The organism is Chitinophaga sp. 10T418, assembly GCF_056394125.1.
The window spans coordinates 18,270-44,046 of sequence record NZ_JBFTHG010000022.1 but is presented as its reverse complement, the minus strand read 5'-3'; the positions used below and the strand labels follow the sequence as shown (position 1 = coordinate 44,046).

The window sequence follows — 25,777 nt, the reverse complement described above, 5'->3', positions numbered from 1 at the left end:
AGGATTCTCCTGAACCAGACCAAAAATCGCGCATTAATCTATTTGTAAAACATCCTTTTTATACTCTCTCGGTGTTTTCCCTTTTATTTTTTTGAAGAAACGATTAAAGTGGGTGGTGTTATTATACCCGCATTTAGCTGACAGCTCCATCATCGACATTTCTTTTTCCTGCAGCAGTCTGCAGGCATAACCTATTCTTAATTCATTTACAAAATGGGTAAACGATTTTTGTGTTCTGCTTTTGAAGAAGCGGCAAAAGGAATGTACGTTGATACCGGCTATGGCAGCTATTTCCGACAGCGGGATATCTCTTTTGAAATGCCGGAAAATAAACTTAAAAATATCGTCCATCCTGGACTGATCTTTATCATTGTACAGGTTTACATAATTGGTGCCGGCCAGTAACCGGTATTCTTTGGTGGCCATCATTTTTTGCAGCAGCGTGATGAACGTGATGGTTTGCTGCAAGTCCTGCTCCCGTAGCATTTGCTGCATCAGGGCCAGTATGTCGGCTTTGGTTTTACCATAAAACTGTATGCCGCGTTGCGATTTTTTCAGCCACGCTTTTACGTTGCTGATATTACTGAAAGGTGCCAGATGCTCCAGCAGTAATTCCGGCGAAACATACATGGCAAGGGATTTGGCTTGCAACTTATCCTTTCCTTCAAAATATTTTTGCTCGTTATGCCATACATGCGGCGTACCGGATCCTACAAAAATCAACTCCCCGCTTTCAAAATATTCGATATTGTCACCTATGATACGGCGTCCGGCACTTTCTACCACATAGACCAGCTGGCATTCATCGTGAAAATGAAATTCTGTAGAAAAGTGCGACTGTGTAATCTCCTTTACCAGGTATACACACTGTTCGAGGGCTTTGTCGCCCGGTATGGCAAAAACTGGCTTCATATTATCAGCGTAAAATAGGTAAAATCATTAATAAAGTCAAAATAGTGTTGATTTAAGTCAATTTCACCGGGATGATATACCTTTTCCATGGTTACTTTTGAAATCAGGTACCAAAGCCCTGTATTTCATGTACATTTTCCACGGAAACAATATGAATAATGATACTGAAGAATAAAATAGTGCTGATCACAGGAGGCGCATCCGGCATAGGTGCTGCGTGCGCATTGAATTACGCTGCGGAAGGAGCCATCGTAGCGGTGATCGATAAAGATGCCGCTGCCCTGCAGGCATTAAAAGTACAACTGGGTGGATCACATTTATTGCTGACGGCCGATCTACTGGATAGTGCGGCTATAGGCGCAGCAATTAACACCGTATTACAAACCTATGGACGACTGGATGCCATCCATAATAATGCAGGGATTGCCAGTCCTGCCAAACCATTACACGAAACTACGGAAGAAGAGTGGGAGCTGCTGATGAATGTAAACATCCGGGGCATTTACTATACCACCCGCCACGGCATAGCAGCACTGAAGGCTTCCCGCGGTTGTATCCTCAACACCAGCAGTATGGTAGGTGAAATAGGACAGGAAAACCATGCGGCCTATGCGGGTAGTAAAGGAGCGGTAAATGCGCTCACCAAAGCCATGGCGCTGGACTACGCACCCGATGGTATAAGAGTAAACGCGGTAGCACCTGCCGGAGTATGGACGCCCATGTTGCGACAGTGGAACAAAGAGCAGGCTGATCCCGCCCGCATGGAGCAATACCTGGATAATATTCACGCGCTGGGTTATTGCCCGGAAGCGACAGAAATTGCCAGCGTATGTGCGTTCCTGTTATCTGATAATGCCCGCTTTGTTACCGGCTGTATCATGCCGGTAAGTGGAGGCGCCGAACTAGGATATAAGCATACACATTAAATTTCAAGAACAATGAAACGTATTGCCACATTATGTTTAATGCTATTAGCACTCAACAGCTACAGCCAGACCAATGCCCAGCTGGATCCGAAAATACTGACCAGCAAAGCTGTTATGAACCAGTTTATGGACCTGCGTTTTGGTATGTTCATTCACTGGGGACCCGTTACGCTGCGAGGTACTGAAATAGGATGGTCCAGGCACCACGAAGTGGCCGCTACTGATTACGACACGCTTTACAAAGCATTTAACCCGATCGGTTTTAATGCAGATGAATGGGTAAAAACCGCCAGCGAAGCAGGGATGAAATACCTGACCATCACTGCCAAGCACCATGATGGATTTTGTTTATGGCCATCTGCCTATACAGATTATAATATTACGGCTACCCCTTTTAAAAAGGATGTGGTAGGGCTGCTGGCCAAAGCATGCAAAAAATATCATATTAAGTTCTGTATCTATTATTCCGTACTGGACTGGTACCAGGAGAATTATCCGCTGGATAATTCCACCGACCCAACGTTGGCGGATAAACGGAAAAAACCGGATATGGAAAAGTATGTGGTATACATGAAAAATCAGTTGAAAGAGCTGGTTAACAACTACGATCCTTATATGCTCTGGTTTGATGGTCCCTGGGAAAGTCCCTGGACGCCAGCCATCGCATTGGATATGTACACCTATCTTAAAACGCTGAAAAAAGATTTGATCATCAATAACCGCCTTGGTAAATCATTTTCAGGCACCAATGCAGATGGTACCGCTAATTTCCTGGGTGATTTTGATACACCAGAACAACGCATTGGCAGCCTGAACATGCAAACGCCCTGGGAAACCTGTATGACGATCTGTCAACAGTGGTCCTGGAAGCCAAATGATAAAATGAAATCGTTGCAAACATGTATACAAACGCTGGCTAAAGTTGCCGGTGGCAACGGTAACCTGTTGTTTAATGTGGGGCCCCGCGCCGATGGTAAAATAGAACCTGAGCAGGTAGCACGTTTAAAGGAAATGGGCACCTGGTTGAAACAGTATGGAACAGCCATTTATAATACACATGGTGGTCCGTATGACCCGAATGACACCTATGCTGCTACCCGCAGTGGCAAAAAGATTTACCTGCATATTTTTAAACCGGTTAGCCAGTTGATACTGCCTGAACTGCCCGGTGTAAAAGTAAATAAAGCTTATATCATGAAAGGCGCGTCTGTAGCATTGCTGCAAGCCAACGGACACATCACACTTACATTGCCGGCTTTACCGGATCCGAATGATACCGTGATTGTACTGGAAACAGATAAGCCTGCGATAGACATTGCTCCCATAAAAAATGATGATAAAAAATGATTAAGAAAATAATAGTGAAAGATTCCCGGTTTCCATTATCCGGAGGAGCCGGTAGTGATGCCATACATCAGAATCCCGTATACTCGTACACGGTAGCGTGTTTGTATGACGATAAGGGCAATTGCGGTACGGGACTGGCTTTCACATTGGGAGCAGGCAACGAACTGGTATGCGCTGCCGCCAGGTTTTATGGAGAGAAGCTGATAGGCAAAGATATCAGCGAAGTGATGGCTACTTTCGGAGACTGGTTTAAGCAGCGTTCCGATGAACAACAATTCCGCTGGCTCGGACCTCATAAAGGAGTAGTGCATCTGGCGCTGGCAGCGGTTACCAATGCCTGTTACGATCTTTGGGCGAAGCAGCAACAGGTGCCTTTATGGAAACTGTTGCTGGATCTGAGTCCCGAGCAACTGGTGAATACGCTGGACCTTTCTTACCTGGAAGAAGTGCTGCCCCGCGAAGAAGCGGTGCGTATGCTCACAGATATGCAATCTTCCCGCGTATCGCGGGAAGGTATTCTGCAAAAGGGTTACCCGGCGTATGATACATCTGCCGGCTGGTTTAATTATTCTGATGATCAGCTGGAAGCCAACTGTAAACGCGCACTCGATAATGGTTTTAGCGCATTGAAGTTAAAGGTGGGTGCTAAAGATCCGGAAACGGATATACGAAGAGCGCATATTGTAAGAAATACAGTAGGGGATCAGATTAAAGTAATGGTAGATGCCAATCAACAATGGAATCTGCCGCAGGCACTGGCTATCGGCAAAAGGCTGGCAGACATCAATCCTTACTGGATAGAAGAACCTACACATCCGGATGATGTGCTGGCACATAAAGCACTGGCAGAGGCACTGAACCCGGTGAAGCTGGCATTGGGAGAACATGTACCCAATAAAGTGATCTTTAAAAATTACCTGGAAACCCGTTGCGCTGGTTTCATACAGGTGGATGCTGTAAGGGTAGGAGGTGTCAGTGAATTTATTACGGTGAGCCTGTTGTGTAAAAAGTATGGGGTACCGGTGGTGCCACATGTGGGAGATATGGGTCAGCTACATCAGCACCTCGTATTATTCAATCATATCGGAATGGGACATGAAGCATTATTCCTGGAGCATATTCCACACCTGCGTGCGCACTTTACCCATCCTGCGCAGATAACAGGCGGATTTTACCGTACTCCTGAAACCCCGGGCAGCAGTTGTGATCTGCTGGCCCTTAATACTTTCCCCGGATGATTTCTACCACAGATACCGTCATCAGCATTTGTTATGTAGCCTTTATTGTGCTGCTGGGATTCTGGGCTGGATGGTCCGGAAAGAAGAGCAGCAATGCCGCGGGAGAATATTTCCTCGCAGGTAAATCCCTGCGCTGGCCCATGATAGGCATGGCATTATTTGCCACCAATATTTCCTGTCTCCACCTGGTGAGCCTTGCGCAAAGCGGGTTTGATACCGGTTTGCTGGCAGGCAACTTTGAATGGATGGCCGCTTTTACACTGATCCTGTTAGCACTTTTTTTTATACCATTTTACATCCGGTCGGGAGTGGCTACGCTCCCGGATTTCCTGGAGCGGCGCTATAACCGTGCCTGCCGGGACTGGCTGGCAATCGTATCCGTTGTATCAGCCATTGTGATCCATATCGCCTTTTCATTTCTGGCGGGCGGCATTGTGCTGGAAACGCTGTTCGGCATCAATATGTTCAGCAGTATTATCCTGATTGCGGTGGTAACAGGCGCGTATACGATTGTGGGTGGTTTACGCGCAGTGGTAGTGACAGAGTCCGTGCAAACAGTGGTGCTGTTAGCCGGTGCGGTGATCATTACGTTGCTTTCCTGGTGGAAGGTAGGCGGCTGGCAACCGGTGATGGCCGTATTACAGGAGCATCAGCAATTGGATAAGTTGTCGATGTTGCATCCAGCGGGTGATCCGAACGGACTGCCCTGGTATGCGGTATTCCTGGGATACCCGGTTATTGGCATCTGGTACTGGTGTGCTGATCAAACAATTGTACAAAGGGTGCTGGGAGCAAAAGATGAGAATCATGCCCGTACCGGCGCGTTGTTCTGCGGCTTTATAAAAGTGCTCCCGGTTTTTATATTCATTCTGCCGGGGCTGCTGGCTTATGTGTTGTATAAGCAGGGCGCACTGGATCTGAGTGCATTGCAGCAGGCAGATGGGAAGATGCATACAAAAGGTATTTACTCCCTGATGATTACTAAACTGGTGCCTCCCGGACTGGTGGGCGTTTTGGTGGCGGCTTTGCTGTCGGGTTTAATGAGCCAGATTTCCGGTGCGCTGAATTCCATTGCCACATTGGTGAGTTACGATTTATACAAAAGGTATCAGCCGGCGGCCAGCGATAAGCAATTGGTAAAAACAGGCCGTATTGCGGCCGTTTTAGCGCTGTTGTTGTCTATTGGTCTGCTACCTCTGCTGAACCGGTATGAGAGTCTTTTTAACGGTATTAATGACGTCATATCACATATTGCGCCGCCTATCACCTGCGTGTTTTTGTTGGGCGTGTTCTGGAAGAAAGCATCTTCCAAAGCCGCACAATATACTTTGTGGTTGGGTTCCGCGTTGGGAGCAATTGTATACGTGACCGGCAAAGTGTATCCTGAAGGGCCTTTGAGCCACATTCCACCGCTGATGGTGGCCTTTTACCTGTTTGTAGTTTGTGTATTGCTGCAGGTTGTTTTATCTTTTGCTTTTCCGATGCAACATACTGCTGAAAGCAGCCGTTTGTACTGGGAAAGCCCGCTGGCGCCGCTACGAGTAAAAGGCTGGCCGGGCCTGGCAAACTATAAAGTATTGTCAGGGGTGTTACTGGCGGTGATGGCAGTATTATATTGGGTCTTCAGATAATATCCACGTTATGTACAGATCATTTTGCACACTGTTTTTATTGGTGCTTTTCCAGGCCGGTTATGCACAAACAACAGGGGCGCCGTTGCAGCCTGTTGCGATAGCCGCAAAGCATGCAATTGTTTATAATAAGCCGGCGCCTGATTTTTTTGAAGGCGCCTTACTGGGCAATGGTGGCATGGGCGTAGTGGTGACTACCCGTCCTGATGCGGTAGTGCTTTATTTCGGACATAACAATGTATGGGATATCCGCATTGCGGAAAACAACCGCGAAGCACTGCATGACTTCAACTATGTGTTTAACAGGGTAAAAGATATTCCGGATCTGGACGGCGATACCTGGTACCAGCAATACAAAACGCTGGCAGTAGAAAATTACAGACAGCCATATCCCAGGCCATTTCCATGTGGATCGCTGGTACTGGGATTTGATCGCAGAATTGCGGAGTTAATAGGACATACGCTCGATATTTCCACGGGTGTATGCCGTGTACAACTGTTACTGGCAGATAGGAAAACTGTTTACCTGGAACTCTTTACCAACATGAAAAGCGATCAGCTGCAAATGCAGCTGGTGGATGTAACTGGTAAACCGGTGCCCAATATTTTTAACCGGGTGAAGATGATAGCAGATCCTTCCACACCAGCAGAGTTCCCGAAATATACAACCATAACAGATTTGTCTGCCGGTATACTTTCTTTCCGGCAGATAATGCCTTCACAGGAGCCTGAAAAATACAATCCGGTAACAGGAGATCCCAGGGATAAAGCTTTTCGTTTATCCGTACAGGTGAATGCCCCTTTATCTAAAAAATCACGTATCAACTGGAGTGGTAACCCGGAGGAAATGGCACCGCTGGAAGCAGCCGTGGCAGCGGGTGGCAGCTTTCAGGCAGTAGTTACCTTACAGGAAGGACTGAATACAGTAGTGAATAAAGACATGCCGGCATTGCCCTCACCTTCTGCTAAGTTGTATCAGCAGGTAGCTACAGAAAACCGGCAGATATGGTTTGACTACTGGAATAAATCCGCCGTAAAACTGGGCGATGATTTCCTGGAAGAAACCTGGTACCGCAATCTTTATTTTCTGAACTGTGCGGCAAAAGAAGGCGTTACCTGTCCCGGGCTTTTTGCCAACTGGAGCTATAATAAAATAGGAACTGCCTGGCATGGCGACTATCACATGAACTACAACACGCAGCAACCATTCTGGGGAACCTTTTCCAGTAATCACACAGAGAAAAACCTGCCTTATGTACAACTGATAGAAGCGCTGATGCCGGTAAGCAGGAATTGGGCACAGGAGTATTATCATCTCCCGGGTGCTTATTTTCCGCATTCCGCCTTTCCGGTAGCCATGACTATGAATCCTTATCCTGTGCCTGACTGGGGCTGGGAAGTATGTGAAACGCCGTGGGCCGTGCAAGGTCTGTGGTGGCATTATATCTATTCAGGAGATACCACCTTTTTACGCAACAGGGCTTATGAGCCTATTAAAGCCGCAGTAGAATTCCTGGTGGCCTATATGAAAAGACCCGATGCGCACGGCGGCAATCGCTGGAAAGACGACCGCTATCATATTTTCCCTACGGTGCCGCCGGAGTTATATGGGCTGAGAACTGGTTTTAAATATAATTACGATTGTACGGTAGATCTTACCCTGACCAAATTTATATTCAGGGCTTTTGAACAGGCCACCCTAGTGATGGGGACTAACGGTCAGGAACAAACGCTGCTGGCGGACATAAAAGATATCCTGGCACATTACCCGGCTTATCCCACTGCGATGTCTGAGAAATACGGAAAGGTACTGATATCTGTTCCGGAGGAACATGACCAGGTAGTCTATAACCTGCCCAATCCGCTGGTGACGGTATTTCCCGGAGAAGAGCATGGGCTGGATTCCCCGGCAGATACTGCGCAGCTTTTGAATAATACCCTGTTGCATCAGCAAAATGAAGGCGGCAACGACCTGGTGATGCAACCCTTACAGGCAGCACGCATAGGTAAACTGGACCTGGATCGTTTCAGCCGGCAGGTGCGCTACTCTTTATTGCCAAATGGCACCGCCACAGATATGGTGATGCAAACCGGTGGACGTTATAATGACCAAACAGCTTTCGACTATATGTCACATATGGGAATCTGGTTTGAAAATTTTGCTTTGCCGGCAGTCATCAATGAATGCCTGATGCAGAGCTATAATGGCACCATCCGTTTATTCCCTAACTGGCCAAAAGAAAAAGATGCTTCCTTTGACAACCTACGGGCCGTAGGCGCATTCCTCATAAGCAGCCAGCAAAAACAAGGTAAAATTACCTACATAAAAATCCGGAGTGAAAAGGGAAATATGCTGCGGATATTGATCCCCCGGGGAAGTAAAGGCAGTTATGTTAATGCCAGAGGCAAACATCCGATCACTAAAGATATACTGGAGTTGAAAACGTCGCCAGGAGAAGAAATAGCAGTTAGCTTTTAGCAGTTAGCTTTTAGCTTTTAGCAAAATGCAGCGGAGAACATAATACATACAGGCATATGTGCTATGTTCATCTCCGCTGCATTTTGCTAAAAGCTAAAAGCTAAAAGCTAAAAGCTATCTCGCCATTTGCTGAATCACCGCTTCTGTTACACCGGTACTGGAGAAGCCACCGTCATGAAATAAATTCTGCATCGTTACCATCCGCGTGTAATCTGAGAAGAGAGAAACCGTAAATTCTGCACATTGATCAGCGGTAGCGTTGCCCAGTGGCGACATCTTTTCAGAGTAATTCACAAAGCCATCAAAGCCGGAAATACCTTGTCCTGCTGTGGTCATGGTAGGAGACTGGGAAACGGTATTAATACGTACACGCTTTTTAATACCATACTGATAACCAAAGCTACGGGTAATACTTTCCAGCATGGCTTTAATATCTGCCATTTCATTATAGTTAGGAAAGGCCAGGTGTGCGGCGATAAATGTCAATGCAACAACAGATCCCCATTCATTGATCGCATCATGTTTAATAGCGGTTTGTAATACGCGGTGAAAGCTCATCGCGGAAATATCTACCGATTTATGCATGAAGTCGTAATTCAGATTCGTATAGTCGTTGCCTTTACGTACGTTCACACTCATCCCGATAGAGTGCAGGATGAAATCCACGCCACCACCGAAGTGTTCTTTTGTTTTGATGAAGAGGTTTTCAAGGTCCTCCATGTTAGTCACATCTGCAGGTATAACAGGTGCGTTGCATTGTTGTGCCAGCTCATTGATTTCACCCATGCGAATAGCAATAGGTGCATTGGTTAAAACAATTTCCGCACCTTCTGCTACGCAGCGGAGTGCAGTCTTCCAGGCAATAGATTTTTCATCCAGTGCACCAAAAATAATTCCTTTTTTACCTTTTAATAAGTTGTGGGACATGACGAAGTTTTAGTGTAAAATTTTAATTGCTACAGGGTTTAAATGTATAGCAATTATTGTTGCACGAAGACTGACATTATAAATTTTAACATTTTATGCCGCCACAATCATCTCATCAGGTGATGATTAATGTCCCAGTTGCTTTTTCATGTCCATTTGAAAGGACCATAGCTCTTCTATGGATATAGGTTTTTTACTGACTTTTTCCATATCCTTTCCTTCTTTGGTAAATGGTAGTGGAAAAAGGCTCATGCCCTGCATGCCGGTCATTTTTGCCACCTCTTCCTGCCAGCCTTTCCAGCGGAATTGCTGATAAAATCCAGCAACATCACCGGAGCAGCAAAAGCCGATAAAATCGCTGTAGCCGATTTCCATGTTCTCCCATTCCAGGGTGTCCGGTGCAAAATAAAATACGCTGCCTATTCCTTCATTTGTTGCCAGGCCGCCATTATTGATGGCGAAGAAACCACCTACCACATCGTCCGCAATTAATAGAAAAGACGGCTGCTCACCGGTTTGTGTAAATGATTTACCCTCATTCCATTCAGGCAGACTACGATTCAGTTTTTCGTGGCCGGAGCCTAATACTCTTATCCAGCCATGATCCACCAGCAAACCACCGGTTTCATATATGATAGCGCCCATCGGAGAGCGGGTGGTTACCTGGGTTTGATATAAAGCAGTTTCCGCACGGGCATTATCTTTAGGCAGTATTTCTATATGATTACTACCTTGTTTAATCCACTCCTGTACCAGTTCCCAGCCAGGTTCTGTTGTATTGATCAGTTCATTTAAAGGTTTCATTTTATGAATTTGTGCATTTACAATGAAGGGGAAAATAACAATGTGCTGATAGCAGCGTAAAGTATCGTTTCATGATGAGCTGACTAAAACGCTATGGGTGCAAAGTAAAATAAAAAGCCTGTAAACCCGGCGGCTTACAGGCTTTATTATTTGAAGTGTAATTTATATCTCTCCTTTCTTTAGTTGTTTTACGGCATAATCCACCGCTCTTGCTGTCAGCGCCATATACGTAAGCGAAGGGTTCTGGGTAGATGTAGAAGTCATGCAGGCGCCATCCGTTACAAATACATTCGTGCATGCATGCAGCTGGTTCCATTTGTTGAGCATGGATGTTTTGGGATCCAGTCCCATACGTACCCCACCCATTTCGTGGATATCCAGTCCTGGCGCCTGTTTGGAGTCATTGGTGTTGATGTTGGTGAAGCCTGCTTTGGTATACATTTCTGTCATCTGCTCAAAGAAGTCTTTGATCATTTTTTCATCGTTATCATCGTAGTCCACATCCACGTTTATTTGCGGAATACCCCACTCATCTTTGCGTTTACTATCAAGGGTAACGGTGCTTTTTTCTTTAGGGATGGTTTCACCCATCATGTGAGATCCTACATACCAGGTATCATCAGGTTGACTGTTGAACAGTTGATCTTTCAGACTTTTACCAAATCCGTTGGTATCTGTATGGGTGCCTCTGCCACCGGAAAATCCTGCTGCGTAGCCACGGAGGAAATCTGTTTCCTGTTTCATGACGTTACGGAAACGGGGGAGGTAGGCGCTGGTAGGGCGACGGCCATCGGTAGTGGAATCTTTGAATCCTTCATACTGCCCGGAAATATGTGCGCGATAGTTATGGAAAGCGAAGTATTTGCCCAGTACACCACTGTCGTTGCCTAATCCGTTAGGGAAGCGGTGAGAGGTAGAGTTCAGTAATATTAAATTGGTATTTACTGCCGCCGCATTCACGAAAATAACGTTGGCATAATACTCCATCATTTCTTTGGTGTTGGTATCTACCACACGTACGCCGGTAGCTTTTCCTTTTTGTTCATCGTAAATGATGGAATGTACTACTGAGAAAGGGCGCAGTGTCAGGTTACCTGTTTTTTCTGCCCATGGCAGTGTAGAGGAGTTGCTGCTGAAATATCCGCCAAACGGACATCCGCGCTGGCAAAGATCTCTTTTCTGGCATTGTCCTCTGCCCTGATCCAGGTGTACCTGCTGCGGTTGTGTTAAGTGAGCGCAACGGGCATAGATAACATGTCTGTCTTTATAATTGGCTTTTACAAAATCTTTGAAATAATTCTCTACGCAGGTCAATTCCATGGGAGGCAGAAATTCACCATCCGGGAGATGAGCAATACCATCTTTATTACCGGAGATGCCTACGAATTTTTCTACATAGCTATACCATGGCTCAATGTCTTTATAACGGATCGGCCAGTCGGTGGCAAATCCATCCCTTGCAGGGCCTTCAAAGTCAAAGTCGCTCCAGCGTTGTGTTTGCCTTGCCCACATCAGCGATTTTCCGCCTACCTGGTAGCCACGGATCCAGTCGAATGGTTTGGGCTGGCCATAGGGATGATCATTGTCTTTTACAAAGAAATGCATGGCATCTTCTTTATATGCATAGCAACGGCTGATTGATGGGTTGGCATCTTTAATTTCCTGTGGTACCTGTCCGCGGTGTGGAAATTCCCAGGGGAACTGGCTGGTAGTAGGATAATCTTTTAAGTGCTTCACATCACGGCCTCTTTCGAGCACCAGTGTTTTCAGTCCTTTCTCTGTAAATTCTTTTGCTGCCCATCCGCCGCTGATACCGGAACCAATAACGATGGCATCGAACGTACGATTTTGCAGACTGGTATTGTTATTACTCATCTTATTAATAGTTAGGCAATCTTCCGGGTAATGGGTTTAAGTGGCACACATCCTTTGAAACGCGCTGGTACCAGCTCATAAACGTTTACTTTGGTCAGGAAATATTTTGAACTGGTGTAAGCCTGTATGGTCAGGTGTTTGGTTGTTCTGTAGAAGAAAGAAACATCATCCTTGTTGTTCCAGCCGGCTTCCATGGCGGTAAGTAACGCTTCTCTTTGCGGAACGGTGCTTTCCAGGAAAGAATGTCCGTTTAGTTTTTTGCTGGCTTGTTCAAATGCTTTCAGTCCGCTGAGCCATTGTTGCTGCTCTTCTTTTTTGTAGCAGTCATCCATCATGATTAAAGTAAACAGATGGGCGGAAAGTTCCTTGGCGCCGGGTGTAGTGGTGGCGGGAATAATTGTTTCCACGAGTTCTGCCAGCATCTTTTCCTGGTCACCATCTACCTGAATATGCTTTAATGTTAAAGATGCCCTGGTGGTGTGTTGCAAACAGGCGGGCAATAATGCCATGCCAGCCGACACGTACAGCAACTGCTTGATCGCGGATCTTCTGTTCACTGCCATTGATAGGAATTTTTTGAAATAAAACGGGAAAATATCAACATTTATTTAGTTCTCTAAAGTTTGCAAAAACGGTTTCTTATTGCTTTCTAACGTGAAAATCGGCTTAAATATAGGAGAAACCGGGATTTTTTGCAAAGATTATTATAAGAAGAGGCTTGTTTACATCTACCTATCCCAGATGTAGTAAGGATCTTCATTTCACACCTTTCTCCGGATTCCACCAGCCTTTTTGCTTCCGGATAAACAACATCTGCCCGATATGATACGCATTGTGTGCACCTATATGAGCAATTACGGAATAGTGGGAAGATAATGTTTTTTCATCCGCTTGCTCAATCGCCTGTTCCCATGCAGTTAACACACTATCCATTCTTTTTACGGTGCCGTCCCATGCGGCCTGTGTGGCGGGCGAAAAGGTGGCGTCATTATCCCCGTTGAAGGGAGGTGTTGGTTGCCCTTTGAACTTTTCGAGCTGGTCCAGGTCCCAGAAAATGAGGTGGTTCACCAGTTGTGCAATGGAGTGGTTACCACTGCCGTCTTTCCAGTTGGCCTGCTCCGGGGTAAGGCCTTCTATGGCTGTATTTACCGGTACAAACCAGTCGGCTTTGTTGTGTGTTGTTTTTAGTTGTTCCAGCAGAATGGCTTTGGTAGTCGTCTGGCTGTAACAGCAATAGCCCAATAACAGTAACGGGAGTACGAAATATTTTCTCATAGCAATTAAATTGGGGAGTTGATTAAATATACTAACTTTTTCAATGTCGCTTTTGCTGGTTGTGATGGGTGGTTGTAGGACGATGTGAATGCGTGGGAGCTGCCAGGAACGAAACGGTAAACTTGTGTGACAAGAGTAAGGGGAGGATCCTTATAAAGCATAGTTGGAGCAATTAGGCTGATAGTATGCCGTTTCCGTTATCATGCAAACGAGGAAAAGATACATCGGATGAAGCAAAATATTATCTTTATCAGCATGGCTTCGTTATAGTAGCCCTGCTCACTTCCAACTGAAAAGCAATTACATATGCAGCTGATAGCCCTTGATCCCGGTCATTTTCACGCTTCGCTGGTACAACAGCAGATGTACCCGGGGATTGATTCGGTGATAAAAGTATTTGCACCGGAGGGACCGGAAGTCGTACAATATCTGCATCGCGTAGCCGCTTACAACAATCAGGATAACCCAACAGTACACTGGGAAACTAATGTATATACCGGTGCAGACTACCTGCAGAAAATGCTGGAATCTGCGCCCGGCAGTATGGTAGTGCTGGCAGGCAACAACCGTTTGAAGCCCGCTTATATTCGTCATTCCATCAAGACTGGCATGCATGTGCTGGCAGATAAGCCAATGGCGATAGATGCAGCGGGGTTTGATTCTTTACAGATTTCCTTTGCAGGCGCTGCTGCCGGTAAAGTGCAGCTGTTTGATATCATGACGGAACGGTATGCAATTCACAACGTACTGCAGAAGGAGTTGTCGCTGATGCCGGCATTATTTGGTACCCTGCAGCAAGGTACACAAGAGGAACCTGCAGTGATCAAAAAAAGTGTACATCATTTCAAAAAGTCCGTTGCCGGGAAAACGGTGGTACGTCCGGGTTGGTATATGGATGTAACACAACAGGGAGAGGGGATTGTGGATGTAACCACCCACCTGGTAGACCTGGTACAATGGACCTGCTTCCCGGAACAGGTCCTCGATTATAAAAAGGATATCCATATTGATAGGGCTACGACCTGGCCTACCGCGATGAGTATATCCCAGTACAACGACGTTACCAACGGCGCGGCGCTTACGCCATCGCTGGCATCTGTGGTGGGGAAAGACAATCTCCTGAAAATATATGCCAACGGCTCCTTCGATTACACCATCCGCGGCGTGCATGCCCATATTGCTGTAAAATGGGATTACGAAGCCCCTGCAGGCACCGGGGATACCCACTATTCCCGGATGCTGGGAAGCAAGGCAGCGCTGGTAATCAAGCAGGATAAGCAACAAAATTATTTGCCGGTATTATACATCAGCCCGGTGTCTGCCGATGGAGCCTACCAGGAACAGCTGAAAACACAGTTTCATGCACTGGCGCAAAAGTATCCGGGTATTGCACTGAAAGCAGCGGGGAAAGACTGGGAGGTAGTGATACCGGAACAATACATCAGGAAGCATGAATCGTTGTTTGCGATGGTGATGCAGCAGTTCCTGGAGTATGTAAAAGCAGGGTATATGCCTGCCTGGGAAGTACCTGGTATGCTCGCTAAATACTATACCACCACGCAGGCGCTGGCGGTAGCAAAAAGACTGGAATAGCTGTATCGCCCCCGGCGTAAAAGCGATAAAAACGACCCTTTTTAGCCGTTATCAGCCCTGGATGTAGTTAAGGGCGGTTCCCTGTTCTTCCAGGCGCAATAACATCGCTTTATACGCCCGGCAAGTACGATAATATTGTGGCGGACCAGATCAATACTTAAATGGTGAAAAAGTGACAGGGCTGTATGGCCGGATAAAAAATTGTATACTTGAGGATTATAAGGGTGCGGGTGCATTGTTACAGGAGGGGATTGCGGTTACCCGCATGAATGCGGCTATTTTCGATCCTTTCTATGCTTTCCGGGGCGCTATTGCAGGGATACATAAGGTATTAAGGAGACAGGGATTGCCGGAAGGCACCTGGTGCTTAAAGGATTATGAAGGACTTTCTCCCGGGCAGACAGCAGAAACAGACCGGATAACTGCCGCCTGTCCGCGCCTGACAGATGATACTTTTGTAAGAGAATTTTTATCACAGGACAGTATAAAAAAATTGTTGCTACATGCTTAAAGAAAGAATCCGGCAATTAGCCAGCGGACTGCTGGAGGAGGCTACGGCAAATCGTCGCCACCTGCACACAAATCCAGAACTTTCCTACCGGGAATACCAGACGGCCGTTTTCATAGAAGACAAACTGCGGGCGCTGGATATTCCTTTTGAAAGGATGGCTGATACCGGTATTGTTGCTTTATTACAGGGCAGCGCAGCGCCATCCGACAAGGTGGTGGCCCTGCGTGCGGATATAGACGCCTTGCCCATTGTGGAATTGAATAAAGTGCCTTACCGCTCGCAGAACGAAGGGGTGATGCATGCCTGCGGCCATGATGTACATACGGCTTCCCTGCTGGGGGTAGCCGGTATCCTCAGCCGTATGAAAACGGAATTTACGGGGACAGTGAAATTTATTTTTCAGCCGGCGGAAGAAGTTATTCCCGGTGGCGCCAGCTTGCTGATCAAGGCAGGTGTACTGGAAAATCCACGTCCGGCGCATATCCTGGGGCAACACGTGATGCCGGAACTGCCGGTAGGCAAAGTGGGATTCCGGTCGGGGCGCTACATGGCCAGCAACGATGAAATTTCCATGACCGTAAGAGGAAAAGGCGGCCACGGCGCCATGCCCAACCTGGGCATTGACCCGGTGGTGATTGCCTGTCATATCGTGATTGCGCTGCAACAGATTGTGAGTCGCCGCGCTAATCCGCTGTCGCCCTCTGTATTGACTTTTGGTAAAATGATCGCCAACGGCGCCAGCAACGTGATCCCGGATGAGGTGAAGTTGCTGGGTACTTTCCGTTCTCTGGATGAAACCTGGCGCAATGCGGCCCATGAAAAAATTAAAAAGATGGCCATCTCCATAGCAGAAGGTATGGAAGGCTCCTGCGATATTGAAATAGAAAGAGGGTATCCTGTCCTGATCAACGAAGATAAACTCACTGCTGCCAGTCGCGCACATGCCATTGAGTTCCTGGGCGAAGCGCAGGTAGCAGACCTGGACATCTGGATGGCAGCAGAAGATTTTGCTTCCTATTCACAGGTAACAGATGCCTGCTTTTACCGGCTGGGCGTACGTAATGAAGACCGGGGCATTGTCTCCGGTTTACATACTGCGACTTTCGACGCAGATGAAAAAGCGCTGGAAACCGGCGCTGGTCTCATGTCCTATCTCGCACTCAAAACTTTAGGCAATTAAGAAGGTGTTATCTGCACGCTTAATAGCCGGCGTTTTTTTGTTAACAGGCGGTTAACAGTGGCTAATTCCATCCATTCACATGCTATTATCGTGCGTTCACGGAATAACCTGTTGAACTAACGCAGATGAATATATCTTTGGTTCAGGTTTTTCATAGGATATGGTTAAAATATTAAAGGGGAGGTATTCTTACCACCCCTTTTTTTATTGATGGAACTCCCGGCGCCACTGCACTTTCAGAGCATCCCCTTTTATTTATTAAGCGTGTTTTTTACAACAGTACCACTGCGAAATTTGTTAAGTGCCGGTTAACATCGGTCAATTTCATGCATTCACGGGATAATATGATGCGTTCACGAAATAACCCGTTAAACTAACGAGGATGAACATATCTTTGGTTCAGGTTTTTCATAGGATATGGTTAAAATATTAAAGGGGAGGTATTCTTACCACCCCTTTTTTTATTGATAGAACTCCCGGCCCCACTGCACTTTCAGAGCATCCCCCTTTTATTTATTAAGCGTGTTTTTTACAACAGTACCACTGCGAAATTTGTTAAGTGCCGGTTAACATCGGTCAATTTCATGCATTCACGGGATAATATGATGCGTTCACGAAATAGCCCGTTAAACTAACGAAGATGAGCATATCTTTGGTTCAGGTTTTTCATAGGATATGGTTAAAATATTAAAGGGGAGGTATTCTTACCACCCCTTTTTTTATTGATGGAACTCCCTGCCCCACTGCACTTTCAGAGCATCCCCCTTTTATTTATTAAGCGTGTTTTTTACAACGTACCACTGCGAAATTTGTTAAGTGCCGGTTAACATCGGTCAATTTCATGCATTCACGGGATAATATGATGCGTTCACGAAATAGCCCGTTAAACTAACGAGGATGAACATATCTTTGGTTCAGGTTTTTCATAGGATATGGTTAAAATATTAAAGGGGAGGTATTCTTACCACCMCTTTTTTTATGCGTAAACGATTTCCCTTATTTTTGAATCATGCAAAAAAAGCTGTTAACAGGAGATCTTCAACAGTTGCAGGACAATACAGGGGCGTTATTATTTTTTCCGCATTGTGAAAGGAAAAAGAATGTTATTTATCTTCGCGCCCTATGTTAACAATTTCCAATTCCATCGATATAATCATTCCGACTTTCCGGTTGGATGAGCAGTTTTTACTTCCTTTGATTCGTTTGCCTAAACCAGGTGGATGGCAGTTCAACTATTATATTGTGGTAGATAATCCGAAGGTAAAGCCCGGAGCGGAATTGTTGCGCATGGCAGAGGATGGCGTTATACATCTTTTTATAAATGAAGAAAACAGGGGCCCCGGTGAAACCCGTAACAGAGGAATAGATGCTGGAAACGGCAGCTGGATCTTATTCCTGGACGATGATATTGTAGCAGATGAAGACCTGCTTTTCCAGTATGTAAAAGCAATTGGAGAAAAAGGAGATGCGATTGGTTTTATTGGGTTAACAGATTTTCCTGTACCGGAGAATGCTTTTACCCGCGCCTTGAGTGCGGCTGGTCTCACCAGTATATTTACGATTGCCAATAAGAAAGAACAATTTATGTGGGGCGTTACCGCCAACATTATGTTTAACCGCAGCGCGCTGGGTGACTTACGCTTTTCGCCGGAGTTGTCGGCCATTGGAGGGGGAGAAGATATTGACCTGGGAGCAAGGGTGTGTATGCAGCATCATATGCAGTTAACCTGCGTGAAAGAAGCGCGGGTAACGCATCCCTGGTGGAATAACGGAAAGCCACATTTTGATCGCTTTACACGCTATGGTGCAGGCATGGCATTGCTGCTGCCCCGCTTTAAACAATTTAACTGGTATGCATTTCCAAGTCCTGTAGAAGGCATGCTGCTGGTGTTGTTGAGTGCACCGCTATTTTTTATTTATCTCAGCTGGCAAAAATGGCTCATCTTATTATTGGCTGTGCCATTGATTGATATGGTGATCAATTATATCAGGGCATCCGGTATGGGTTATAAAGAGCTGAAAGTAGGATACTATATGACGCTGTTGAGATGCAGCAATGAATGGGGGCAGCTTAAAACCCTGCTGACACATGGAAAGTTGAGTTATTTTATGAAGCGTATTAATGTTGATTTTACGCGTCCCCGTCATTTTCGTACCAACCGCTGGAGAATCATTAAGCTGGTGATTTATATCGTATTGCTGGCGGCATTGATCTTTTAGAGCAGCAGTTATCTTTTTTTTGCTGCGTACCATTTCACCATTTTGTCCAGAATATCATTCACGGTATCCATTGGTATATCTTCCAGGGGATTGATGAGCAGGATTTTCATACGTGCCCGTTTTTCTACCTGTAAGAGGGGATGTGTAATGTGTTTGCCTTCTACGATGCCGAGGTAAGGTTGGTGTAATTGTTTGTGTACCCACAGATAACAACACATTTTGCCATCGTAACAAAAAAAGGGCATGCGGTATTTCCATGCTTCTGTGATATGTGGATTGTATTGCAGCAGATGCCCCCTCAGCGCGAGCAAACAACCCTTGGCTGGTTCTGGTTGCGATTCAAACCAGACATCGATATCGCGTAACATAACCTGTTTTAGCCAATGAAATTACGAATTACTGTCAGTTAAATATTTTTTTTGCTATCTTTCTTTCCCTGACTCCGCCCGCATTATCAAAAAACCGCTGCATGAAGAAGGTACTGATACCGTTACCCGATTATGGTTTTGATCCGACTGAAGCGGCCATACCCTGGTTGCTTTTGACGGCAAAAAGGTATGACGTACAGTTTGCCACGCCTGGGGGCTACAGTGCTATGGCTGATATGCGGATGCTGAGGGGAGAGCAGCTGGGTATCTGGAAATGGTTGTTACAGGCCAGGAAAGATGCTGTGGCAGCTTATCACCAGATGTCGAACAGTGACGCCTTCTGCAATCCCTGCAAATATGGAGAGATAAAGACCGATGATTTTGATGCGTTGTTGTTGCCCGGTGGGCATGATAAAGGTATGAAGGAATACCTGGAATCTGCTTCGCTGCAGCAGGCAGTAGCTCGTTTTTTTTCAGCACAAAAACCTGTTGGGGCCATTTGTCATGGTGTAGTGCTGGCCGCCAGGAGCAAGGATCTGCAAACAGGAAAATCCGTGTTGCACACTTACAAAACAACGGCGTTGTTACAATCACAGGAACTCGCGGCTTATCATCTCACAAAATTCTGGTTGAAAGATTATTATCTCACCTATCCCACTACAGTACAAACAGAAGTGACGGCTAGTCTTAGTGAAGCCGATCATTTTATTAAAGGGCCCTTGCCCATGTTCAGAGATGCCCCGCATCATCTGCACCGGGGCTTCACGGTGCTGGACCGCCATTACCTCTCTGCCCGCTGGCCGGGTGATGCTTACCGGTTTGCAACGGATTTCATAAAACTGCTGGGTGAATAACCGGCTACCAGTGGAAGTGCTCCACTGTGTCAATCTCTATCGTTTATGCGGCTGCTTTGCTAATACCTACTTGCTTACCTGTAGGTTATCGGCTCCTGCTCGTCGGCGGCATTGTTGTAAATTTGCAGGAACGAACCAATATAACCGTCTGAAGTATGAGTAAGCATGGAATAAAACGCCCGCTGTCAGTATTAGATCTGGCTCCGGTATTGGAAGGACAAACGCCCACTGATGCATTTCACAACAGTCTGAGGCTGGCACAACACGTAGAAAAGTTAGGATATAAGCGCTTCTGGATGGCAGAACACCATAACATGGTGAGTGTGGCCAGTTCCGCTACAGCTGTACTGCTGGGCTATATTGCCGGCGGTACCCATACGATCCGCGTAGGTTCCGGTGGTATTATGCTGCCTAACCATGCGCCACTGGTGGTAGCCGAACAGTTTGGTACGCTGGCCTCCCTTTACCCCGAGAGGATTGACCTGGGGTTGGGAAGGGCGCCGGGTACAGACCAGGTCACCGCCCGCGCATTGCGCCGCGACCGTCTCGGCGCGGGTAGCGAGTTCCCCGAACAGGTGCAGGAACTCCAACAATACCTCTCTTTTGATAATCATACCGGCCCCGTAAGAGCTATTCCTGGCGAAGGACTGGATATTCCTATCTGGATACTGGGTTCCAGCACCGACAGTGCTTACCTGGCCGCCGCCATGGGCCTGCCTTATGCTTTTGCCAGTCATTTTGCTCCCGCTCAATTACATGCAGCCCTGAGTATTTACCGGAAGCATTTCAAGCCTTCAGAGTTTTTACAGGCGCCGTATACCATGGCCTGTATAAACGTGATCGCGGCCGACACGGATGCGGCAGCCAATCGTTTGGCTACTTCTTTTTACCAGCTGTTCCTGGGCATTATCCGTGGCCGCCTGCGCCGCATGGGACCTCCGATCGACAGTATGGAAGGTGTATGGAATGAATATGAAGCGGCTCATGCACAGCAAATGCTGGCCTGCTCTTTTATTGGTAGCTCTGATACCGTACAGCATGGATTACAGCAGTTCCTGGACGAAACACAGGTGGATGAAGTAATCGCTACCGCACATATTTATGACCAGGGAGACCGGTTGCATTCCTATGAATTGCTGATGGAACTGTTTAAGCAGCTGAAGTAACAAACAGCGTTCTCATAACAATCATTGATAGCAGGGTGTTAGGGGGTATAGATGTTGATCTTAATCTATAAATCCTGTATTATGCCTTTTCCCTCTGCAAAGCAATGTATGGCTGTACTGGCATTTTTTACGATGTTGTTATCAGCAACATCTGTTTCCGCACAAAGAGGAAGGGAAGGCCTGGCAATCGCCCCGGGGCGGCTGCAAGACCCGTCATGATAAGAAGTATCATTATGAGCAGGGTGTGTATTATGCACCGGTGCCTTCAGGAGGTGGTTATACGGTAGTACGGCACCGATAGGCGCCGTGGTGACTACGTTGCCTTCGGGGTATACGATGGTACCCGCCGGTGGTAATAATTACTATTATTACCACCGGCGCCTTTTATTCAAAATCCGGTTCTTCTTACATGGTGGTGGCACCTAGGGCAGGTGCAGTGGTCGCCCAAATACCATCGGGCGCAACAGAAGCAACGGCAAAAAATATCTAGTTTATAACCGCACCTATTACCAGCCATTTTCCAATAACGGCACCAACGCTTATGAAGTGGTAGCAGCGGAATGATGTTTTCGTATCTGTATCTGAACATTGATAGTGAAAGCGCCGGAATCAAGATGCTGCGGCCTTCCAACTGTTTGATAAAAAGACAATGGATGCTGGTACCCTTGGATTTTGATTTGTAGCACGAGAAGGCAAACGTGCTTAATGTGCCTTGTATTATTGCCATAAAAAGCAACCCTGATTTATCCGGTTGGCTTTTTATTGTGTTGGCGCAATTACCTCCCAAAAGCAAATGTTTGTATCTTTATGGGACGGGGCTGTCAGGTGGCAGCTCAAAAATCAGACTATGATTCAAACATTGCGAACAGTTATAACCGGTACTGGTAGCTTCATTCCTGCTAACAAAAAACTAAATAATGATTTTTTGAACCAGGAATTCTACAGTGATCGACAAGAGCGTATACCTTCAGAAGGGACGGACATCATCCGTAAATTTGAGGAGGTAACAGGTATTTCTGAGCGCAGGTATGCAGATATAGATATGAATGCTACGGAAATGGCCGTAGCGGCTGCTGTAGCGGCCATTAAAGATGCAGGAACAGATCCTGAAACGCTGGATCAGATTATTCTGGCGCATAATTTTGGCAATGTTTTAAAAGATACCATACAATCAGATGCTGTGCCCTCACTGGCTTCAAGGGTGAAGCAGGCATTAGGTATCCGCAATCCGGCCTGTATTCCATACGATGTGTTATTTGGTTGCCCTGGTTGGATACAGGGATTAATTCAGGCAGATGCTTTCTTTAAAGCCGGATTGGCAAAGAAATGCCTGGTAATAGGAACCGAAACCCTGAGTCGTGTAATAGATCGTTATGACCGTGACAGTATGATTTTCAGTGATGGAGCAGGAGCCGTGATCGTGGAGGCTTTTGAAGGTGCAGGCAATTCTGCCGGCATTATCAGTGCCAGTGCACAGTCGTACGCCAACGATGAGTTGAACTATATTTATATGGGCATGTCTTATGCGCCGGAATCGGATAAGCGTATACGTTATATCAAGATGTTGGGTCGCAAGGTGTATGAGTTTGCGCTCAAACGTGTGCCGGAAGCTATGAAAGACTGTCTGGATAAAGGAAATATAGACATTAAAGAGGTGAATAAGATTTTCATTCACCAGGCCAACGAGAAAATGGATATTGCCATTATCAAGGCCTTCTATTTATTATACGGCATAAAAGATATACCAGCCGATATCATGCCGATGAATATTCATGTGCTGGGCAACAGTTCTGTTGCCACGGTGCCTACCTTATATGACATGGTCAGAAGGGGTGAAATCCCTAACCAGTCGGTACATGCAGGTGATGTGATCCTGTTTGCCTCAGTAGGGGCGGGTATGAATATTAATGCCATTTGTTACCGCGTATAGTTATCGTATAAGCGTTACCGTTCCTTTTCTGCTAAAGCGTCTGCCCGTGTAATCCACTCCCTGCACCATCCATACATAGGTGCCGGCAGGAGCGGGCTGACTTTGCCAGGTGCCGTCCCATCCACCGGGAAGGTCGGCGCTACGGTATACTTCCTGGCCCCAGCGGTTCCAGACACAGAAGAAATCGAGCCTGGGTACCCCGGCAGCGATGACGTGAAAAATATCATTGCGTCCATCGTTGTTGGGGGTAAATGCATTGGGCACGTAAAATTCCGGACCTTCATACACTTTTACATTCATGACATCTTCATCACGGCATCCTTCCGGTGACAGGAGGGTGAGGCGATAGGTTTGGTCCTTATGTAAAACAGCTATGGGGTTGGGAATATAAGGATTGTTAAGACCAGTAGCAGGCGACCAGGTGTATTGTAAACGGGGATTATTCCATTGCGACTGTAGTTGCAGGGGTTGTCCGTTGGCTACAATGGTATCGCTGCCGGCGCGTGCATATACGGCCGTTACAGTAACCGGAACGTCTGCAACAGGCGACTGGCAACCTTCTGCACTAATGGCGTATAGCCGTGCAGGATAGTACCCGGTATCTGCATAACGATAAGTGGCATGCTGTTGTGTTTGCGTGATGCCATTGCCCAGATCCCAGTTCCATTGCTGTAGCGGGATATTGGGTGTGTTGTTGACACCCCGGAAGTTGGTGGCAACACCGAGACAAACATTTTCGCCTGTGCCGCTAACCACTGGTGTTTTGCTGACCAGTATTGATTTTCCGAAGGTACTGCCACAGCCTTCTGCAGAGGTAACCCTGAGTTGTACCTGCCGGGGCCCAGCTGTGGTAAAGGGTGCCAGCGGTGTAGCGCCGGTGGTGGTAGTGCCATCTCCCCAGTACCATTCCCATTTTTGCAAAGTGCCTACCTTGATGGTGGTAAGGTCCTTCATATTGGTATGTGTATTCAAACAAAAGGGGCTGGGCCCGAAATCGACTACCGGGTACGACCCTACGGTAAAAGGAGCTTTCAACGTATCAGATTTGCAGCCGCTGTTATCTTCAATCACGAGTTTTACTTCGTAATGTCCCGCTGCAGGGTATACATGTGGAGGAGGCTGCGGGGCGGCAGACAGGGTTCCGTCTCCCAAATCCCACCACCAGCTGGTAATGGCGCCGAACGAGCTGGAATTGTCCTTAAACTGTATAGGAGTGCCATCGCAGAACACCTGTTGGAGATTAAAATTAAATTCCGGCCGAAGAGCAGCACAAAACTGTTGCAGGTTGGAGCTGCCACCGGTAGAACCTGCAAAGCCCCAGAAAACATTGGGGTCTCCGCCAAAGATATCATTGACCAGGTCTTTATCGAGCGTTAGCCGCACTTCATTATCTATGCTCACTTCCATATGTTGCAACGCCGCGTCCCATTTAATGCGGAACAGGTGCCACTGGCAGTCTTCCACGTTGTCGTTATCCTTTATCACCGTTACCGGTCCTGCGAGATTGCCAGCGCTGTTGTGATCTGTCAAGCCATTCATTTGTATGGCCAGGTGATCGAAGGGAGGGTCGTTTTCATCGGTATTCTGCCAGGTATCTATCAGTACGCCGAGAGAAGGAGAGATGCCTTTGAAGCCCAGTCCCTGTCCGGTGGCGCCGAGGTTGGTGCCTTTTGTTTGCAGAATAAACCCGATACCATCTGCTCCTGTAGCGTCTTTGCAGCCAAGGTTGATATCAAATACGTAGTTGAAGGACTGAAGGAGATTGATTTTATTTTTATTCCAGACGGTGCCGCTGATGAATTGATTGTCCGGAGTGAGCACATAGCAGTTGCAGGTGCGCTGGGTGGCGGCTCCATTGAGTATGTATGGTAATTGTGTTTGACCTGTTAACCGGGAACTTATCAGCAGTAGCAGGCCGGTGACCAGGCATAGTATTCTTTTCATGTCAGGGGGCCGGGCAGCGGGACAGATTGCCATTGACAAGTTACATTCTTGCGGGTTAACATCAAAGTACAATTATTGGGATAAATGGGTTTTTGCCTTAGTTTTGCCGGACCCAAAGTGATGTTGATATGCAAATAACGATCAGTGTAAAACAACCCGGCAGGAAACATGCGTTGATAGACAGGCAATCGCTGGAAGTGGAAGCGTTATCCGATCAACCTTCTCTCCGTGAGTTGCTGGTGGCAGTTGTGAAACAGCAGGTAACTGCCTATAACAATAAACCGCTGGAGAAAAACCTCCTGCCATTTCTTTCTGCAGAGCAGATAGAAAACGGTGTAGCCAACGGAAAAGCAGGTTTCGGCAGCATTTATAACGAAAACAAGGCCGACCTTCAAAAGGCCGTAGATACTGCCTTGCAGGCCTTTGAAGATGGCCTGTTTGCTGTATTTGTCAAGGAGGAAGAAATTAAACAATTAACCGATAAATTTTCGCTGAATAGCGATACAGTTATTACTTTTGTAAGGTTAACCTTTCTCGCCGGAAGCATCTGGTAGAGAAGAATTATTTTAACCCGTCACCCACAGCAAAGACCTTTAT

General features: G+C 46.7%; 21 protein-coding genes and 1 pseudogene. 14 read left to right on the top strand and 8 right to left on the bottom strand.

From position 1 onward, the window contains the following. Positions 1-33: 33 nt before the first annotated feature. Positions 34-912, bottom strand: a complete 879-nt coding sequence (locus AC1DCV_RS34535) for an AraC family transcriptional regulator (protein WP_477027457.1) — start codon at positions 910-912, stop codon at positions 34-36. A 158-nt stretch (positions 913-1,070) separates the two neighbouring features. Between AC1DCV_RS34535 and AC1DCV_RS34530 the strand changes: the two genes are divergently transcribed. Genes AC1DCV_RS34530 through AC1DCV_RS34510 form a run of 5 tightly spaced genes read left to right on the top strand, consistent with a single transcriptional unit; the run spans position 1,071 to position 8,533 of the window. Further along, the gene (locus tag AC1DCV_RS34530; RefSeq protein WP_477027456.1) at positions 1,071-1,838 is read left to right on the top strand and encodes an SDR family NAD(P)-dependent oxidoreductase; all 768 of its coding nucleotides are present in this window, start codon (positions 1,071-1,073) and stop codon (positions 1,836-1,838) included. 12 nt (positions 1,839-1,850) lie between these two features. Next, positions 1,851-3,185: an alpha-L-fucosidase gene (locus AC1DCV_RS34525; RefSeq protein WP_477027455.1), complete on the top strand. Its 1,335-nt coding sequence runs from the start codon at positions 1,851-1,853 to the stop codon at positions 3,183-3,185. Next, the gene (locus AC1DCV_RS34520) at positions 3,182-4,423 is read left to right on the top strand and encodes an enolase C-terminal domain-like protein (protein ID WP_477027454.1); all 1,242 of its coding nucleotides are present in this window, start codon (positions 3,182-3,184) and stop codon (positions 4,421-4,423) included. The genes AC1DCV_RS34525 and AC1DCV_RS34520 overlap by 4 nt, the downstream gene beginning before the upstream one ends. Beyond that, the gene (locus AC1DCV_RS34515; protein ID WP_477027453.1) at positions 4,420-6,054 is read left to right on the top strand and encodes a sodium:solute symporter; all 1,635 of its coding nucleotides are present in this window, start codon (positions 4,420-4,422) and stop codon (positions 6,052-6,054) included. Before AC1DCV_RS34520 ends, AC1DCV_RS34515 begins: the two co-directional genes overlap by 4 nt. Before the next feature lie 10 nt (positions 6,055-6,064). Then, complete coding sequence (locus AC1DCV_RS34510) at positions 6,065-8,533, top strand: glycosyl hydrolase family 95 catalytic domain-containing protein (protein ID WP_477027452.1); 2,469 nt, start codon at positions 6,065-6,067, stop codon at positions 8,531-8,533. A gap of 114 nt (positions 8,534-8,647) precedes the next feature. Here the strand turns inward: AC1DCV_RS34510 and AC1DCV_RS34505 are convergent, their stop codons facing one another. The 5 genes from AC1DCV_RS34505 to AC1DCV_RS34485 all read right to left on the bottom strand — a co-directional run bounded on the left by AC1DCV_RS34505 (position 8,648) and on the right by AC1DCV_RS34485 (position 13,414). Further along, on the bottom strand, positions 8,648-9,460 hold the full coding sequence (locus AC1DCV_RS34505; protein ID WP_477027451.1) for an enoyl-ACP reductase FabI: 813 nt from the start codon (positions 9,458-9,460) through the stop codon (positions 8,648-8,650). Positions 9,461-9,586: 126 nt separating this feature from the next. Further along, positions 9,587-10,264, bottom strand: a complete 678-nt coding sequence (locus AC1DCV_RS34500) for a DUF2625 domain-containing protein (RefSeq protein ID WP_477027450.1) — start codon at positions 10,262-10,264, stop codon at positions 9,587-9,589. Between the two features lie 162 nt (positions 10,265-10,426). Next, positions 10,427-12,139: a GMC oxidoreductase gene (locus AC1DCV_RS34495; RefSeq protein WP_477027449.1), complete on the bottom strand. Its 1,713-nt coding sequence runs from the start codon at positions 12,137-12,139 to the stop codon at positions 10,427-10,429. Between the two features lie 11 nt (positions 12,140-12,150). Beyond that, complete coding sequence (locus tag AC1DCV_RS34490) at positions 12,151-12,702, bottom strand: gluconate 2-dehydrogenase subunit 3 family protein (protein WP_477027448.1); 552 nt, start codon at positions 12,700-12,702, stop codon at positions 12,151-12,153. Positions 12,703-12,895: 193 nt separating this feature from the next. Then, on the bottom strand, positions 12,896-13,414 hold the full coding sequence (locus AC1DCV_RS34485; RefSeq protein WP_477027447.1) for a DinB family protein: 519 nt from the start codon (positions 13,412-13,414) through the stop codon (positions 12,896-12,898). 306 nt (positions 13,415-13,720) lie between these two features. Here AC1DCV_RS34485 and AC1DCV_RS34480 point away from each other — a divergent pair, with 306 nt between their 5' ends. From AC1DCV_RS34480 to AC1DCV_RS34465, 4 genes are all read left to right on the top strand, one after another. Next, the gene (locus AC1DCV_RS34480) at positions 13,721-15,007 is read left to right on the top strand and encodes a putative oxidoreductase C-terminal domain-containing protein (protein ID WP_477027446.1); all 1,287 of its coding nucleotides are present in this window, start codon (positions 13,721-13,723) and stop codon (positions 15,005-15,007) included. Between the two features lie 172 nt (positions 15,008-15,179). After that, positions 15,180-15,518, top strand: coding sequence for a hypothetical protein (locus AC1DCV_RS34475; RefSeq protein ID WP_477027445.1), 339 nt, complete (start codon positions 15,180-15,182; stop codon positions 15,516-15,518). Next, positions 15,511-16,698 carry a M20 metallopeptidase family protein gene (locus tag AC1DCV_RS34470; protein ID WP_477027444.1) on the top strand — a complete coding sequence of 396 codons (1,188 nt, stop codon included), beginning with the start codon at positions 15,511-15,513 and terminating at the stop codon, positions 16,696-16,698. Before AC1DCV_RS34475 ends, AC1DCV_RS34470 begins: the two co-directional genes overlap by 8 nt. A 1,122-nt stretch (positions 16,699-17,820) precedes the next feature. Continuing rightward, the gene (locus AC1DCV_RS34465; RefSeq protein WP_477027443.1) at positions 17,821-18,918 is read left to right on the top strand and encodes a glycosyltransferase family 2 protein; all 1,098 of its coding nucleotides are present in this window, start codon (positions 17,821-17,823) and stop codon (positions 18,916-18,918) included. Positions 18,919-18,926: 8 nt separating this feature from the next. Here AC1DCV_RS34465 and AC1DCV_RS34460 read toward each other — a convergent pair whose 3' ends face one another. Continuing rightward, on the bottom strand, positions 18,927-19,286 hold the full coding sequence (locus AC1DCV_RS34460; RefSeq protein WP_477027442.1) for a DUF1801 domain-containing protein: 360 nt from the start codon (positions 19,284-19,286) through the stop codon (positions 18,927-18,929). Positions 19,287-19,387: 101 nt separating this feature from the next. Here AC1DCV_RS34460 and AC1DCV_RS34455 point away from each other — a divergent pair, with 101 nt between their 5' ends. From AC1DCV_RS34455 to AC1DCV_RS34440, 4 genes and pseudogenes are all read left to right on the top strand, one after another. Then, on the top strand, positions 19,388-20,140 hold the full coding sequence (locus AC1DCV_RS34455) for a type 1 glutamine amidotransferase domain-containing protein (RefSeq protein WP_477027441.1): 753 nt from the start codon (positions 19,388-19,390) through the stop codon (positions 20,138-20,140). A gap of 155 nt (positions 20,141-20,295) precedes the next feature. After that, complete coding sequence (locus tag AC1DCV_RS34450) at positions 20,296-21,306, top strand: LLM class flavin-dependent oxidoreductase (RefSeq protein ID WP_477027440.1); 1,011 nt, start codon at positions 20,296-20,298, stop codon at positions 21,304-21,306. A gap of 349 nt (positions 21,307-21,655) precedes the next feature. After that, positions 21,656-21,870, top strand: a pseudogene (locus AC1DCV_RS34445) (DUF6515 family protein). A 283-nt stretch (positions 21,871-22,153) separates the two neighbouring features. Then, a complete protein-coding gene (locus AC1DCV_RS34440) occupies positions 22,154-23,236 on the top strand; it encodes a 3-oxoacyl-ACP synthase III family protein (protein WP_477027439.1) in 1,083 nt (360 codons plus the stop codon). Here the strand turns inward: AC1DCV_RS34440 and AC1DCV_RS34435 are convergent, their stop codons facing one another. Further along, positions 23,237-25,180, bottom strand: a complete 1,944-nt coding sequence (locus AC1DCV_RS34435) for a lectin-like domain-containing protein (protein WP_477027438.1) — start codon at positions 25,178-25,180, stop codon at positions 23,237-23,239. It abuts the gene before it with no gap. 128 nt (positions 25,181-25,308) lie between these two features. Here AC1DCV_RS34435 and AC1DCV_RS34430 point away from each other — a divergent pair, with 128 nt between their 5' ends. Continuing rightward, complete coding sequence (locus tag AC1DCV_RS34430; RefSeq protein WP_477027437.1) at positions 25,309-25,734, top strand: hypothetical protein; 426 nt, start codon at positions 25,309-25,311, stop codon at positions 25,732-25,734. Positions 25,735-25,777 lie beyond the last annotated feature (43 nt).

What these genes read in the sequence shown, in the direction of transcription:
- AC1DCV_RS34490 (WP_477027448.1), bottom strand. Translation starts at nt 12,702, where the DNA reads ATGGCAGTGAACAGAAGATCCGCGATCAAGCAGTTGCTGTACGTGTCG.
- AC1DCV_RS34465 (WP_477027443.1), top strand. Translation starts at nt 17,821, where the DNA reads ATGTTAACAATTTCCAATTCCATCGATATAATCATTCCGACTTTCCGG.
- AC1DCV_RS34455 (WP_477027441.1), top strand. Translation starts at nt 19,388, where the DNA reads ATGAAGAAGGTACTGATACCGTTACCCGATTATGGTTTTGATCCGACT.
- AC1DCV_RS34470 (WP_477027444.1), top strand. Translation starts at nt 15,511, where the DNA reads ATGCTTAAAGAAAGAATCCGGCAATTAGCCAGCGGACTGCTGGAGGAG.
- AC1DCV_RS34495 (WP_477027449.1), bottom strand. Translation starts at nt 12,139, where the DNA reads ATGAGTAATAACAATACCAGTCTGCAAAATCGTACGTTCGATGCCATC.
- AC1DCV_RS34520 (WP_477027454.1), top strand. Translation starts at nt 3,182, where the DNA reads ATGATTAAGAAAATAATAGTGAAAGATTCCCGGTTTCCATTATCCGGA.
- AC1DCV_RS34510 (WP_477027452.1), top strand. Translation starts at nt 6,065, where the DNA reads ATGTACAGATCATTTTGCACACTGTTTTTATTGGTGCTTTTCCAGGCC.
- AC1DCV_RS34535 (WP_477027457.1), bottom strand. Translation starts at nt 912, where the DNA reads ATGAAGCCAGTTTTTGCCATACCGGGCGACAAAGCCCTCGAACAGTGT.
- AC1DCV_RS34500 (WP_477027450.1), bottom strand. Translation starts at nt 10,264, where the DNA reads ATGAAACCTTTAAATGAACTGATCAATACAACAGAACCTGGCTGGGAA.
- AC1DCV_RS34530 (WP_477027456.1), top strand. Translation starts at nt 1,071, where the DNA reads ATGATACTGAAGAATAAAATAGTGCTGATCACAGGAGGCGCATCCGGC.
- AC1DCV_RS34430 (WP_477027437.1), top strand. Translation starts at nt 25,309, where the DNA reads ATGCAAATAACGATCAGTGTAAAACAACCCGGCAGGAAACATGCGTTG.
- AC1DCV_RS34515 (WP_477027453.1), top strand. Translation starts at nt 4,420, where the DNA reads ATGATTTCTACCACAGATACCGTCATCAGCATTTGTTATGTAGCCTTT.
- AC1DCV_RS34450 (WP_477027440.1), top strand. Translation starts at nt 20,296, where the DNA reads ATGAGTAAGCATGGAATAAAACGCCCGCTGTCAGTATTAGATCTGGCT.
- AC1DCV_RS34480 (WP_477027446.1), top strand. Translation starts at nt 13,721, where the DNA reads ATGCAGCTGATAGCCCTTGATCCCGGTCATTTTCACGCTTCGCTGGTA.
- AC1DCV_RS34460 (WP_477027442.1), bottom strand. Translation starts at nt 19,286, where the DNA reads ATGTTACGCGATATCGATGTCTGGTTTGAATCGCAACCAGAACCAGCC.
- AC1DCV_RS34485 (WP_477027447.1), bottom strand. Translation starts at nt 13,414, where the DNA reads ATGAGAAAATATTTCGTACTCCCGTTACTGTTATTGGGCTATTGCTGT.
- AC1DCV_RS34440 (WP_477027439.1), top strand. Translation starts at nt 22,154, where the DNA reads ATGATTCAAACATTGCGAACAGTTATAACCGGTACTGGTAGCTTCATT.
- AC1DCV_RS34525 (WP_477027455.1), top strand. Translation starts at nt 1,851, where the DNA reads ATGAAACGTATTGCCACATTATGTTTAATGCTATTAGCACTCAACAGC.
- AC1DCV_RS34505 (WP_477027451.1), bottom strand. Translation starts at nt 9,460, where the DNA reads ATGTCCCACAACTTATTAAAAGGTAAAAAAGGAATTATTTTTGGTGCA.
- AC1DCV_RS34435 (WP_477027438.1), bottom strand. Translation starts at nt 25,180, where the DNA reads ATGAAAAGAATACTATGCCTGGTCACCGGCCTGCTACTGCTGATAAGT.